Origin of the sequence: Niallia sp. FSL W8-1348 (assembly GCF_038006745.1) — a bacterium.
GTDB classification, from domain to species: domain Bacteria; phylum Bacillota; class Bacilli; order Bacillales; family Cytobacillaceae; genus Niallia; species Niallia alba.
In genome coordinates, this window is sequence record NZ_JBBOVV010000001.1 from 2059685 (window position 1) to 2074550 (window position 14866).

Here is a 14866-nt window from a genome sequence, read left to right on the forward strand (position 1 = left end):
GAAACCCATATTATTAAAATTTTATAAAAATATGCTCGTTTTTATGTTTTAATCAATCAAATTCGGGATATTATAATAAAACTAGCTCCTTTCGTAATGTAGCTCTGCTTTGGTTATGTTTTCTAGAAAACATTTCTCCAAATTAACCTACGAATTTACGAGTAAGGGGCTAGTTTTTATTTATGAGTACTAGACTTAAATAACCATTTTATGGAATAATCCTGTCGCAATCTCTCGGAAACGCGCTTGCTTCCCGAATATTTCCTAGGTTTAGAAACTTCATGATAATTCGTTCTAAGCCAATTCCAAACCCTCCATGTGGTGGAATTGCATATGCAAAAGAATCGATATATGCCTTAAACTCATCTGGGTTTAGTCCCTTTTCTTTAAAAGATGCTATCAGCTCTGCTTGTCGATGAATTCTCTGTCCGCCTGAGGTAATTTCACTTCCTTTATATAAAAGGTCAAATGAATCAGTTAACACCGGATTCTCCTTATTTGGCATTGTATACATCGGTCTAGTTGTTCTCGGATAGTTGGTTATAAAAACAAAATCACTTCCGTACTTTTCCTTTATATAGTTTCCAATGCACTTTTCCCCTTCTGTATTTAAATCTCCTTCTGGGGAATCCTTTTGATACTTCTTCTTTAATAGTTGCTGTGCCTCTGCTAATGTCATTTGGGGAATATCGTTAATCACTGGTATTTCAACCTTTAGTATGTCTAACTGTTTCTGACAATGCTCCTTCACATAATCAAAAGTATATTGAAGAACCTGCTTTTCCATCTCCATTACTTCCTCGACGTTTTCAATAAAGCCCATTTCGACATCTAGCGAGGTATATTCATTTAAATGTCTAGAGGAATTATGTTCTTCTGCTCTATATACAGGAGCAATTTCAAACACTCTTTCAAACCCCGCTCCAACCATCATTTGTTTATAAAATTGCGGAGATTGAGCTAAATAAGCATTTTTATCAAAGTAGTTAAAGGTAAAAACATTGGCCCCGCCTTCTGCTCCTTGTGAAACGATTTTAGGAGTGAAAATCCGGGTGAACCCTTCCTTTGTTAAGAACTCTGCAAAACCTTTTACAAACATGGATTGGACTGTAAAAATAGCATTTATTTGCTCGTGTCTTAAAGATAAAACTCGATGATTTAATAAGTGGTCTAACCCTGCATTTACTTTTTTCTTATTAATTTCAAATGGCAAAGGATCCGCTTCAGCTAGTACGATTAATTCGTTTACTTGCAGTTCTACTCCATTTGCTGTTTTATCCGTTTTTACAAGAACTCCAGTCACCCGAACTACACTTTCTGTTTCTATTTTCAACTGATTTTGCTCCTGCTCTAAAACACATTGTACTGTTCCAGTACGATCTCTCAATAACAAGAAGCCAACCTTTCCTAGTTGGCGAATTTTCTTCACCCAGCCCTTTAATATTACTTCTTTACCAATATGTTGCTCACACTCAGAAATGAGTACCCTTTTTGAAAATTCCATATCGTTGTTCCTCCTAAAGTTAGTAAATTCTCTTGATTCATATCGTTATCATCATCGTCATCCACGGTACTCACCTCCTTAAATTTATGCAAAAAAACAACAAAAATCCGCCCCTATAAAAGGGACGGATTATCCGCGGTACCACCCAAATTGTTCTTTTAAAAAAACCACTTGTATCATAACGGTGACGGCCGGTTACTTCTACTAGTTAGTTATACAACGTTCAAAGTAACACTCACAGATGTCTTCTCCTAAGACTTCAACACAATCTTTTCAGCTGCCGACTGCTCTCTTTTGAAAAAGTTTTTTAGGATACTCCTTCTGATCTACATGTTCGCTCGATGAAATTATGTTTTATTATAGTCCTCTATCTTTCCAATTTCAACCACTAAAAAAAGAAAATATAAATATTTCTGAATATGACTTTCCCTAAGTTGCATAAAGTTTACTAATACGATGTTGAATTTGAGGTGAGCTTATTGAATACATTTCTCGAATCGGTTAAAACAGAACAACAAAGACGTGTAAAAGAACTTGTCGAACATCAGCAAGCAAATGGATCTTTTCCTTTTCGTTTTCAGGGAAGCTTAATGACAGATGCATTTTATATCATCACCATAAGAGCTTTAGACATCCAGACAGAAGAAGAAAATATTCGCCTTTTAACGAAGACACTGCGTGCCACTCAGCATAGAGAGGGCTATTGGAAAGCATATAGTGATGAGCCTAACGGGCATTTATCCGCAACCATTATTGCGTATACTGCTCTTTTATACTCTGGACATTATTCGAAGAACGACAATCAAATGAAGAAAGCAAAAGCATTTATAGTAAAAAATGGCGGATTAGCGAAAGCTCATTTTATGATAAAATGGATGCTTTCCGTCAATGGTCTTTACCCATGGTCCCATATGATCTATATTCCGATGACATTTCTACTTTTGCCCACCTTTCAACCTATTAATTTCTATCAGTTTAGTGCCTATGCTCGTATTCATTTCATACCAATGTTAATAGCAGCGAATAAAAAATTCACTATCGATGCTAAAACAAAACCACAGCTAGATGACTTATTTGCAAGAGATATAGCCCTTTATCCATCCTATGCTCACTTAGAAGATGAGCGCTCTCCAATTACCTTCCTATGGAAAGAGATGAAACGAATAGGAAAATTCCCGTCTTATCTCCATCACCTAGGCTTTCAATACGGAGAAAAGTACATGTTAGATCGACTAGAAGAAGATGGAACGCTTTACAGTTATGCAAGCGCAACTTTCTTTATGATTTATGCACTACTTGCGCTTGGCTATAAAAAGGACTCTCCTGTTATTCAAAAAGCAGTTACTGGTCTCTCATCCCTCATTGATAAAAGAGGGGAACAAAGTCACCTCGAGAATTCTACCAGCACCGTTTGGGATACAGGGTTAATTAGTTATACGTTACAGCAAGCGGGAATGGCTACTGACACTACCCCGATAAGAAAAGCAACGAAATATCTACTGACAAAACAGCATACAAAAAAAGGAGATTGGCAGGTTCATAACCCCCATACAGAACCTGGTGGATGGGGCTTTTCTGACATTAATACAAATAACCCAGACAATGATGATACCTCTGCAGTTTTACGAGCCATAACAGCTCCAGCAGCAATAGACCAAACTGTCCATCAGGCTTGGCAAAAAGGAACAAACTATTTACTTTCCATGCAAAACAGAGATGGAGGATGGGGAGCCTTTGAAAAAAATACCGATTGGGAAATACTTAAATTAGTTCCAATTGAAAATGCAAAAGATGCAGCAGTTGATCCTTCTACTGCTGATTTGACGGGAAGAGTGCTAGAATACTTGGGAAACTTTGCACATTTAGACTACACGCATCCTCATATAAAGCAAGCCACAAGCTGGCTAATCGACCATCAAGAAAAAGATGGTTCTTGGTATGGCAGATGGGGTGTTTGTTATATTTACGGAACATGGGCAGCAATTACTGGTTTAGCCGCTGTTGGTATGGATGTAAATCACCCAACAATCAAGAAAGCTATAGCTTGGTTGAAAAAAATTCAACAATCAGATGGAGGATGGGGCGAATCTTGCCAAAGCTGTGAAAAATTATCCTATGTGTCTCTCCCATTCAGCACAGAATCACAAACGGCTTGGGCTGTTGATGCATTAGTTGCAGCAGGGGAAGGAGCAAGCAAAGAAGTAAAAAGGGGAATAAGCTATATACTAGAAAAAAAACAAGAGGATGATGCAATTACCTATCCTACAGGAATTGGTTTACCAAATCAATTCTATATCTATTATCATAGCTATAATAAGATTTTTCCATTATTGGCTCTTTCCCATTATATAAGCGATAGAAAAACAAGGTAGCAAAGCTTTACCATAAAATCGATTGTTTTTCCGAAGCAACACTCCTACGAATTGGCTTCGGAAAAACAGATCTTTTCTACTTCGTTCGAATATTTTCGCTATGATTTTTTCTCAAAAGAAGAAAAAACAACACTAATCCAATCGTAACAGAAATATGGCCTAAGCCTGCAATTCCAGAAATAGCAGAGTCTACCCCAACTGATAAATCAAATTCAAGCACTTGCAGTGTCCCACGAATAATCATTAATGTAATCGTTGAAAGTACACCAATATTATAAAAATAAAAGAACACATCAAAATTTTTAAGCGTATGTATTTTCATCGTATAACAGAATAAATAGACAATCAGCATAATCATCATTCCTAAGGCAAATGAGTGGGTATGAACAACGGAGAGCTGAGTTTCCCCTGCAAAATCTCTCATTTTTGTAAATTCTCTATAGTAAACACCACTAACTAATCCTAAAATAGCATAAAAGAAGGCTATATTTAATACTTTCTTCATGTCTCTACTCCCTTTCAAGCCTATTCAATCACTACCTACCATTCTAACAAAATCCCAGTCTCGATACTATGACAGATTTGTGGCTGTATTTTCACTTATTTATTAAGCTTTTTTTCATGATGAAATATAGGCATATGCCTCTTGAACTTCCCATTTAAAAGTGCTATCCTATACAAAACATTCCAATTCATAGAAATCAATGAAGAGAAAAAGTACGTTTTGTGTCCCTTTTAGCGAGCTGGGTATGGTGAAAGCCAGTAAGGAAAGCAAACCGGAAAAATCATCTCTGAGATGCAAGGCTGAACCGTTAGTAAGTCTTGACGGATTTCCACCGTTAAAAGGAACACGTATGATAGTACGTTGACTAAGCGCTGTTTGCTTTTTTGCCAAACAGAATTTGGGTGGTAACGCGGGTTATGAATAATACACTCGTCCCTACAAAGGGACGGGTGTTTTTTATTTCCGAAAATATCTTTCTATACTGGAATGTTTACTGATTAAAAATGGAGGGATATGCATGGAAAAACCAAAAGAAACAGACAGAGCCCGTGAAAAAAGAATACTCGCCTTTTGGGAAAAAGAACGAATTTTTCAAAAATCAATCGAACAGCGCAAAAACAATGATTCTTTTGTATTTTACGAAGGACCGCCAACAGCTAATGGCCTTCCACACGTCGGCCATGCACTAGGCAGAACTATCAAAGATATTATTGCCCGCTTTCAAACAATGAACGGAAAACAAGTAATTCGCAAAGCCGGTTGGGATACCCACGGACTCCCTGTTGAATTAGGGGTAGAAAAAAAACTCGGTATTTCTGGAAAACAAGAAATCGAAAAATACGGGGTTATTCCATTTATTGAACAGTGCAAAGAAAGTGTATTCTCTTATGAAAAGCAATGGAGAACCTTTACGAAAGAATTAGGATATTGGGTTGATATGGATGAACCATATATGACCATGAGTAATGAATATATGGAATCGGTTTGGAATATCCTTGGAACTATTCATGAAAAGGGCTGGCTGTATAAAGGACACCGCGTCTCTCCATACTGCCCTAGCTGCCAAACCTCCTTAAGCTCACATGAAGTGGCACAAGGCTATAAAGATGTAAAAGATTTAAGTGCAACCGTTAAATTTAAATTAACTACAAAAGCAAATGAATATATACTAGGTTGGACAACGACACCTTGGACGCTACCAGCGAACGTGGCCTTAGCAGTTCATAAAGACTTAGATTATGTAAAAGTAAAAGTAGGGGAAGAAATATTCATTGTTGCTCAAAATAGATTGCAGCAGGTTATTGGCACAGAAGGGGAAGTAATCGAACAATTAAAGGGATCAGCCTTAGTTGGTCTCTCCTATTCAGCACCATTTTCCTATATTCAAGTTGTGAAAGGTCATACCATTCATCATGGCGATTTCGTCACAAGTGAAAGCGGAACAGGAATTGTCCATATTGCTCCTGCTTATGGAGAGGATGACTATCGACTTGTGCAAGAAAACAATCTTTCTTTTGTACACGTAGTCGATGAAAGGGGAAGATACAAAGAATGTATTCCTCCTCTAGCTGGCGCCTTTGTAAAAGACGGGAAAGTGGATGTGGAGATAATCAAAATGCTTCACCAAAAGGGGTTGTTATTCCATAAAGAAAAGTATGAACATTCCTATCCACATTGCTGGCGCTGTGACACAGCTCTTTTGTATTACGCGACAGAAAGCTGGTTTATTAAAACTACTGCCGTAAAAGAAATGCTTATCACTAGAAATCAAGAAGTAACTTGGCATCCTGAGCATATAAAGGATGGTCGTTTCGGAAAATTTCTTGATGGTTTAGTCGATTGGAATATAAGTCGAAACCGATATTGGGGAACACCACTAAATGTTTGGCAATGTACTTCCTGTCAAAAGGAGATTGCTCCAAAAAGTATTGCACAAGTAAAAAAATATACTAAGGCCCCATTTGACCAGTTAGAATTGCATAAACCTTACGTAGATGAACTTGTCTTAACATGTCCATCTTGCAGTGGAGAGATGTATCGAACACCTGAAGTAATCGACGTATGGTTTGATAGTGGCTCCATGCCATTTGCCCAATATCATACTCCATTTGAAAATAATGAAGTATTTCAACGGCAGTTTCCTGCAGATGTTATTGTAGAAGGAATTGACCAAACAAGAGGATGGTTTTATTCGCTATTGGCTGTATCTGTCCTCTATACTGGTAAAGTACCATATAAGAATGTTGTGGCTACAGGGCATGTATTAGATGAGGATGGGCAAAAAATGTCTAAAAGTAAGGGCAATGCGCTAGACCCTGTCCAGCTTATCCAAACATATGGTGCAGATGCACTACGATGGGCGCTTATCGCAGATAGCGCTCCATGGAACCAAAAAAGATTCTCAGCAAAAAATGTCCAAGAGGCAAAATCAAAAATCATTGATACATTTTTAAGTTTATTTCATTTCTACTCCTTATACGCTGAGATAGATGGTTTTGAGACAGATTTACCTAAAGTTAAAAATATGCCTAATATGGATCACTGGATTCTCTCTCGCTTAGCAACGACGACAATGGTCGTGCAATCAGAGATGGAACAATATCAAGTGACTAATGCAGCTCGGAAACTTGGTGAGTTAATGGACGATGTAAGCAACTGGTATATTCGTAGAAATCGCGAACGGTTTTGGATAGCCGGAATGTCTGAGGATAAAATTTCTGCCTTTCAAACACTATATACTGTATTAACTCAGTTATCACAATTGCTTGCTCCTTTTACTCCTTTCACTTCTGAAAGCATTTATCTTGCCTTAACAGGGAAAAGCGTCCATCTGACTAACTTTCCTTCAAAGAATTCAGAAAGAATGAATAAACAATTAGAAGAACAAATGGAACAGGTTAAAGAGATAGTTGAACTAGGGCGAAGTCTCCGTCACCGGTTTCAACTAAAAACAAAGCAACCTTTAGCAACACTACTGATTTTCTCAGCAACGAATTCGCCAGATATCGAGCTTATTAAATTTGAGCCAATTATAAAAGATGAACTTAATGTAAAAAGCATTAACTGGATAGATTCTCAAGATAATTATGTTCAATATTCTTTAAAGCTCAATTTTCAAAAGACAGGACCAAAACTAGGAAGTAATACAAAGCAACTTAAAGAGAGAGTACAAACCGCTACACAAGAAGAGATAAATTTCTTCAGAAATAAAGGATATTTAACTTTTCAGCTAGAAAGTAAAGAAAGTGTTACCCTAGCAGGAGAGGAAATACTCCTTCAAAGAAAAACAAATTTACCTGGATATCATGAGGCCTCTAATAAGAACTTTACCGTAATGCTTGATACTACCGTATCAGTAGCATTAAAAAAGGAAGGGAACATCCGAGAACTGATTCGGTCTATCCAAGATTTGCGCAAAGAGAAAAATCTGCCTGTCGATAAAAAAATGGATTTATATATCGACAGTTCATCCATTTTCAAAAATACAATGATGGAATATCATTCCCTCATTCATAAAGGCGTTATTCTTCATAAGCTCCTCTTTGAAAGAATAGCAGAAATGAAAGAAATTCAAATAGACGGCGAAATTGTATACATTGGATTGAAATAACTATACGTAGGGCTGTCTCAAGCAGGGTGCATAACCTATTTGAGACACCTTTTTTCTTTCCAATGAATTGTTTTTCAGATTGTTTTCTAAAAGAAATTAGTCGTAAGCTGTTCTATTTTTTCCATATTAGATTATACTATTGGGCAGGGGTGAAAAAAATGTACAAACTATTATCGCATAATGACCTAGATGGAGTTGGCTGCGGCATTGTGGCAAAGCTGGCTTTCGGAGAAGACGTAGAGATTCGTTATAACTCCGTTTCTTTTCTGAATCAAGAAGTAGAAAAATTCTTAGATCAAAAAATAGAAAATACCTTCCTCTTTATTACCGATCTTTCTGTTAATGAGGAAAATACAATTCGACTAGATGATTATTATAAAAAGGGTGGAAAAGTTCAACTTATTGACCATCATAAAACGGCACTTCATTTAAATGATTTTGAATGGGGATTTGTTTCTGTTCAAGATGAGGATGGAACGTTAACTAGTGCCACTTCTTTATTATATGAATACCTTGTCAAAAATGGCTATATGACACCCTCTCCAGCGGTGGATGAATTTGTTGAACTAGTAAGACAATACGATACCTGGGATTGGGAAAGAAATAATAATTTAGAAGCACAACGTCTAAATGCACTTTTTTATCTAATTTCTTTTGATGAATTTGTTGAGAAAATGGTAACACGTTTAAAGGAAAATGAGCATTTCTTTTTTGATGAGCTAGAAGTACAGATACTAGATATGGAAGAAAAGAAAATTGACCGTTACATCCGACGCAAACGACGTGAACTCGTGCAAAAGGAGATTGATGGTTTATATGCAGGCGTTGTATATGCAGAGCAATACCATTCTGAATTAGGGAATGAGCTCGGAAAAGAGTACCCTCATTTAGATTACATAGCGATTGTTAATATTGGCGGGAAAAAGCTTGGTTTCCGTACCATTCATGATCATGTAGATGTATCCAAAGTAGCAGGTACCTATGGCGGTGGTGGTCATGTCAAAGCATCTGGCTGCAACTTAACCGATAAAGCCTATCAAAATTATTGCTTAGATACTTTTGCATTAGAACCGTTAAGAGAAGATCCAAAAAAGAATGAATACAATAAAAAAGATTCTCCACTCGGAACCTTGTTTGAAAATAAACAAGATGATATATTCTTCCTTTATCAAGTAAGCAAAAACCAGTGGGCAATCAATCATAAAAAAACCAAACTCCCGCAAACATTTCCGACCTTCTTGCAAGGGGAAATCTTCCTCCGTAGAAACTATGGGGCATGGCTTGCAAGAGATGATAAATATATCCGCTACGTAATGGATTTTGTAAAACATAAGTAATCTATGTAAGAAAAGCAGAAGTCGGACTGTCAAAAAAACCAATGGAAAACACAAACACCATTGGTTTTTTATTATTTCATCGATTAGAACTCAATCATTGCTCCACGTTCATCAAATACCGCGCTCGGATTCCATGCTACTTCCCAAATATTATTTTCTGGATCAGCGAAATAAGAGGTTCTTCCGCCCCAAAATGCATCACTTGGTTCTCTAAGAACCTTTCCTCCCGCTTCTTTCACCTTTTCCATTACAACGTCTACTTCCTCTGGCGTATTTACAATAATAGCAAAGGTAACTCCTCTAAAGCCCTCCTTTGGATTTTGTAGTTCTATCCCAGCATCCTTCGCTAATTCCTCCAATGGAAACAAGGTTAACAAAACGCCAGCTGTCGTAAAAATAGCATATTGATTCGAACTAGATTCTTTTTCCTCCCAGCCAAGAAGTTGATAAAACCTGCGCAATTCCGGTAATTGGAAAGCTCCTAACGTTAGCAACGAAACCCTTTGTGGAACCATTTGAAATCTCCTCTCTATCATTTTTTGTATACTTTCGTTTTTTCTTTCTAGAATTCCTTTTTAAATAACATGAATTTTAAAATCCTTATTCATTTGCTATAAAGGAAATGGATTTCTAACAATAAAAAAGAAAAATAGAAGAACTGCTAGTTAAGCAATCCCTATTTTCCTTCCACTATTTCAAAATATACAGAGAATCTCGTACCATTCTCGCTTGTCTTAACTTTTATTCTCGCTTTATGACGTTCTGCAATTCGATAACACACCGCAAGGCCAAGTCCTGTACCATTGTCCTTCGTTGTAAAAAAAGGTGTTCCTAATTTATTTAAGATTTCCTCATCAATTCCAGTACCGCTATCGATGATTTCCAACACAAGATATTGTTCTTGGCAAAATGTTCTTATTGTGAGAATTCCTTCTGCATCCATAGCTTCTAAACCATTTAAAGCAAGGTTCAGTAAAAGCTGCCTTATTTCTTTCTCATCCAAATAAAGTTCAGGACAATCATCCAACTGGAGATTCACCTTTTTTCCAGTCAATAATGCCTCTGCATTAATTAAGGGATAAATAATTTCAATAATCTTATTTAACGAGTACTTTCTCTTATCGCTCGTCTTATTTTTTGCTAATGTTAGAAACTCTTTGATAATCTTATTCGCCCGATCTAACTCATCAATCATTAACTCCATATGCTCTAATGATAAATTTGAAGGATTCGATTTTCCAATTTGCAAGAATCCATGAACTGTTGTCATCGGATTACGAATCTCATGAGCTATTCCAGCGGCCATTTCCCCAACTAGGTTTAATTGATCTAGTCTTGCCATTTCCTTTTCAAAAGCCAATCTTTCTGTTATATCGTTCAAAACGATTAACACACAATTTTTATTCTCAATTGTTATAATCTCCGTAGATAATAATCCTTGCTTCTGTTCCCCATTTTTCAGCATGAAAAAGACTCTTTGATTTTTAAATGGGGTCTGCCATTCATCCTCATGAAATTTCTCTTCTAAGCCATTTATATCTTTGGATATCTCCCATTGATAACTGTCTTCCTTCAACTCTTCCATCGTATAACCTGTACTTGCCACCCAGTTTTTATTTACAGCAATAAAAACTGGGTTTTGCAAGGAACGAATTGCCATCATGCATGGACTCGCCTCGAATATTTGTTGAAATCGTCCTTCGGAAAGCATTAAATCATCTGTTACCCTAGATTTTTCCTCCCGTTCCCTATGCAGCTGATGATTCATAGATAATAACTCTAGCGTTCTTTCTTCTACAGCATGCTCTAGTTGATCAACTTGTTGTTTTCTTAATAGCTCTACCTCTTTTCTTTCAGAAATATCTCGAATCGTACATACGAATAGCTGATAATCTTCAACCATTGCATCCCCAATATATAAATCAACGGGAAAAATAATATTATTCTTCCGCTTCGCTTTTGCCTCTATCATTCTACCAATAAAATTTGGCATGAGTATATCGAAGGTAATAGGTGTCTCTCCAGAAACTTCTGATTCAACAGAATGCAAGAGAACTTCGATAGAAGACCCAATAAGGTCATCTTCTTCATAACCAAACATATTTCTTACACTTGGATTAACACTAATAATGGTTCCATCTTCATCGAAGGTGACAATTGTATCCTGTAACGCTTTCTGTAAGACAGAAGAGAATACCGTATTTTTAGTCAAATCCATTTTCGTTATTCTTAGTTCCTTATTCATTTTCTCCAGTTCTGATGTTGTTTGCCAGTTAATCTCATGGAGACTTTTCGTATGGCTTTCATAAATTTGAACAAACTGAGCCACTTTACTTCTTAATGTTTCTGGATTAAAAGGTTTTACAATATAATCAATTGCCCCTACTTGATAACCTTGTGTAATATGTTGAATATCTTGTGAGATGGCGGTAATAAAAATAATGGGAATATGTCGTGATTTTTTTCGTTCTTTAATTAATTTTGCTGTTTCAAACCCGTTTAAACCTGGCATTTGGACATCGAGTAAAATAACAGCGAAGTCATATTTTAAAATGCATTTTAAAGCTTCTTCACCTGATTTAGCAAATACTAAATGATAACGAGGAGAATTTAATACTGCTTCTAGCGCCAAAAGATTTTCTTGTAAATCATCTACCATTAAAATGTAGATTGGTTCCGATACAGAAGAAGATAGATTTTTCTTTTGTTCTATAGATTGAGCCGAATACTGCATAAATATATGAAGCCTCCTATCTATTAACAAGCCATTTACCAACGTTACCTATATATCAGTATCGCTCTATTATTCCTTATAAAGCCAAACTTGAATAAGCGAATATAATTGTTCTAAATTAACTGGTTTACTAATATAATCAGATGCTCCCGCTTCTATACATTGCTCTCGATTATGTTTCATCGCCTTTGCAGTCAATGCAATAATTGGCAATGTTTTAAACTTCTCCTTTTTTCTTATGATGGAAATAGCTTCTAAACCACTCATTTCTGGCATCATAATATCCATTAATACAAGATCAGTGTCCGGGTTTTCCTCTAAAAGATTTATACCATCCTTACCATTTTCCGAATAAAGTATGTCAATATTATACTCCTCTAAAGCTGCATGGATGGAAAAGATGTTGCGTATATCATCATCTATGATTAGGACTTTCTTTCCCGTTAAATGAACACTCTTATTAGAGTCGATGTTCTCTATTAACTCTCCCTTTGCGGTTGCAATCTGCCGATAACTCCCTTCCATAGAAATAGGTTCTTTAGCTAAGACTGTTCCCTTTTTCGTTTGTCCTTTTATAGGCAAATAAATGGAAAAGGAGCTTCCCATTCCTTCGATACTGGTTGCTTCTAATTCCCCTCCAAGCAAGCGGGAAATTTCCTTACAGATAGATAATCCAAGTCCTGTACCACCGTATTTTCTGCTAATGGTTCCATCCGCTTGCTTAAATGGCTCAAAAATAATACTCATTTTTTCCTCAGGAATACCAATCCCTGTATCCTTCACAGTAAAGGATAAAACCACTTCATCAGGTATGGCCAACTTAGAAGTATCTTCCATTTGAACAGAGAGCTCTACCTTTCCCTTTTCCGTAAATTTAAACGCGTTAGACAGTAGATTTTTTAATACCTGATTTAAACGATGGCTATCTGTTTCAATACAAGTAGGAACTTCTTTATCAATTTTTATCAGAAAATCAAGCTTCTTTTGATTAGCGATAGGAGAAAATTGGTTTTTCAAACAATTTAGGATTCCCTCCATTTTCACAGGCTCCTCTATTATCTCCATCATCCCAGTCTCAATCTTTTCCAAGTCTAAAATTTCATTAATCAACCTTAATAATTCATTGCCAGAATAATAGATTGTTTGTAAATATTGAATTTGCTTTGCATTTAAATTTTCATTTTCCTTTTCCACTAGCATTTGCGACAATATCAGCATACTATTTAAAGGTGTTCTCAGTTCATGAGACATATTAGCTAAAAACTCTGATTTATATTGGGAACTATAAATCAACTGCTGTGCTTTTTCTTCTAATTTCTTGCTTATTTTTTCGAGTTCTGCATTTTTTTCTTCTGAAACTCTATATTGAGTCTGCAGTTCCTCATTAATAGCCATTAATTCTTGCTGCTGTGCTTGCAGCTCCTCCGATTGGCTTTGTAGCTCCTCTGTCAAACGTTGTTCATCTTCTAACAATCTCTTAACTTCCAGTCGATTGATAATCCCTTGAATCGATATACCTAAATATTCCACCACTTCTTTAAGTAAACTTTGTTGCAAAGGTCTAACATATTGTAAAGAGGCTAATTCCACAATTGCCAATACCTTTCCTTCATAGGAAATAGGTTGAATCAAGACCTGCTTTGGCTCTGCCTCTCCTGACCCGGATTTAATCTTTATGTATCCTTTAGGGATATCAATAAGACTGATACTTTTATTCTCTTTCGCAGCTTGTCCTACTAGCCCCTCCCCAAGTTGGATAATAGATTGTTGTTCTTGACTATGAAAAGCATAATTTGCTATTTCCTCTAGATAACGAACATTCCCCTTCTTATTTAATAGATAAAAGATACCATATTGGGCACCAACTGCTGGTGTTATTTTGCTAATAAAGTAGTCTGCAAGAGATTCCATTGTTTCTGCCATAGAAAAATTCGTTGTAATTTCTGCCAATTGTGAATCAAGCCAACTTTTCTCTTCTGCCTTTGCACGGCTTTCTATTTCATCCTGAGAATAATTTTCTAAAGTTGTTACCATTTCATTAAAGGCACGGGAAATTTCTCCTATTTCATCCTTTGACGCAACCTTTAATCGTGGGAATTTTATACCTTTTTTGTAGGATATACCAGACATAACAGTAGTAACTTGGCGCAAATTTTTCGTTAATCCTCTAATTAAATAGATAGCTAGCGCTATACTGCATACGACCCCGACAATAATATAAATATACGTCATCAGTACAACGATATCATATGTTTTTTTCGAATTTTCTAGGTCATCCTGCATTTCTTGAATCTGTACTGTATAAAGGGAACTGGCAATTTGCAGTAATCTATTTTTTTCATCATTTTCTCTGACCCAAAAATTTGTATTCATTTTTTTATTTTCAGCTTCTATTATCTGTTGCCCTTTTTCTTCAAATGGTTCGTAAAGGATTTCAAATTTTATTAAAAGATCCTGCGCCTCTTCTCTTTTATCATTCTCTGTTAAAAAATTATGTGCTTTGTTTATTTCCTTTCTTGTATCTTCCATATGTCTCATCGTTATATCATTGAGCGTTTTAGAAGATTGGGAGGACAATTCATAAAGCTGCCTGCTTAAATTATTCACTTCATTCTTTAATGTATAAGCAGCATTTATTCTTTCTGTTTTGTCATGGACAAGTAGATGCATTTTGTCATTTTGCTGTCGAAGCATACTCAGGAGTACAATAATTAGAATGGTGATTAAAATAAAGATAATTCCTAAACCAAAATAAAGCTTTGTACTAAATCTCATGTATCCTCCTATCAATCTACAGTTTAAAA

At 36.1% G+C, this 14866-nt stretch carries 8 protein-coding genes and 2 other annotated features; of the genes, 3 read left to right on the forward strand and 5 right to left on the reverse strand.

Annotation, left to right across the window (positions count from 1 at the left end; all coding sequences use genetic code 11):
* Positions 1-208: 208 nt before the first annotated feature.
* The gene (aspS, locus tag NST60_RS09770; RefSeq protein WP_169187684.1) at positions 209-1504 is read right to left on the reverse strand and encodes an aspartate--tRNA(Asn) ligase; all 1296 of its coding nucleotides are present in this window, start codon (positions 1502-1504) and stop codon (positions 209-211) included.
* Between the two features lie 117 nt (positions 1505-1621).
* Positions 1622-1842, reverse strand: a binding site (T-box leader).
* A 141-nt stretch (positions 1843-1983) separates the two neighbouring features.
* On the opposite strand from aspS, the gene shc reads away from it, so the two are divergent.
* Entirely contained in the window at positions 1984-3876 is a 1893-nt protein-coding gene (shc, locus tag NST60_RS09775) for a squalene--hopene cyclase (protein ID WP_341098750.1), read from the forward strand.
* A gap of 76 nt (positions 3877-3952) precedes the next feature.
* Here shc and NST60_RS09780 read toward each other — a convergent pair whose 3' ends face one another.
* The gene (locus tag NST60_RS09780; protein ID WP_169187682.1) at positions 3953-4381 is read right to left on the reverse strand and encodes a DUF2871 domain-containing protein; all 429 of its coding nucleotides are present in this window, start codon (positions 4379-4381) and stop codon (positions 3953-3955) included.
* Positions 4382-4571: 190 nt separating this feature from the next.
* Positions 4572-4821 (forward strand) — a binding site (T-box leader).
* Between the two features lie 77 nt (positions 4822-4898).
* Here NST60_RS09780 and ileS point away from each other — a divergent pair.
* Together ileS and NST60_RS09790 are read left to right on the forward strand one after the other, a co-directional pair.
* Entirely contained in the window at positions 4899-7991 is a 3093-nt protein-coding gene (gene ileS, locus NST60_RS09785) for an isoleucine--tRNA ligase (protein ID WP_341098751.1), read from the forward strand.
* Positions 7992-8149: 158 nt separating this feature from the next.
* The gene (locus NST60_RS09790; RefSeq protein ID WP_016201368.1) at positions 8150-9328 is read left to right on the forward strand and encodes a DHH family phosphoesterase; all 1179 of its coding nucleotides are present in this window, start codon (positions 8150-8152) and stop codon (positions 9326-9328) included.
* Positions 9329-9411: 83 nt separating this feature from the next.
* Here the strand turns inward: NST60_RS09790 and NST60_RS09795 are convergent, their stop codons facing one another.
* The 3 genes from NST60_RS09795 to NST60_RS09805 form a co-directional block, all read right to left on the reverse strand.
* Positions 9412-9843: a VOC family protein gene (locus tag NST60_RS09795; RefSeq protein ID WP_016201369.1), complete on the reverse strand. Its 432-nt coding sequence runs from the start codon at positions 9841-9843 to the stop codon at positions 9412-9414.
* 161 nt (positions 9844-10004) lie between these two features.
* Complete coding sequence (locus tag NST60_RS09800) at positions 10005-12062, reverse strand: response regulator (protein ID WP_016201370.1); 2058 nt, start codon at positions 12060-12062, stop codon at positions 10005-10007.
* A 69-nt stretch (positions 12063-12131) separates the two neighbouring features.
* Positions 12132-14837 (reverse strand): hybrid sensor histidine kinase/response regulator, encoded by a 2706-nt coding sequence (locus NST60_RS09805; RefSeq protein WP_169187679.1) that lies wholly within the window; start codon positions 14835-14837, stop codon positions 12132-12134.
* Positions 14838-14866: the final 29 nt, after the last annotated feature.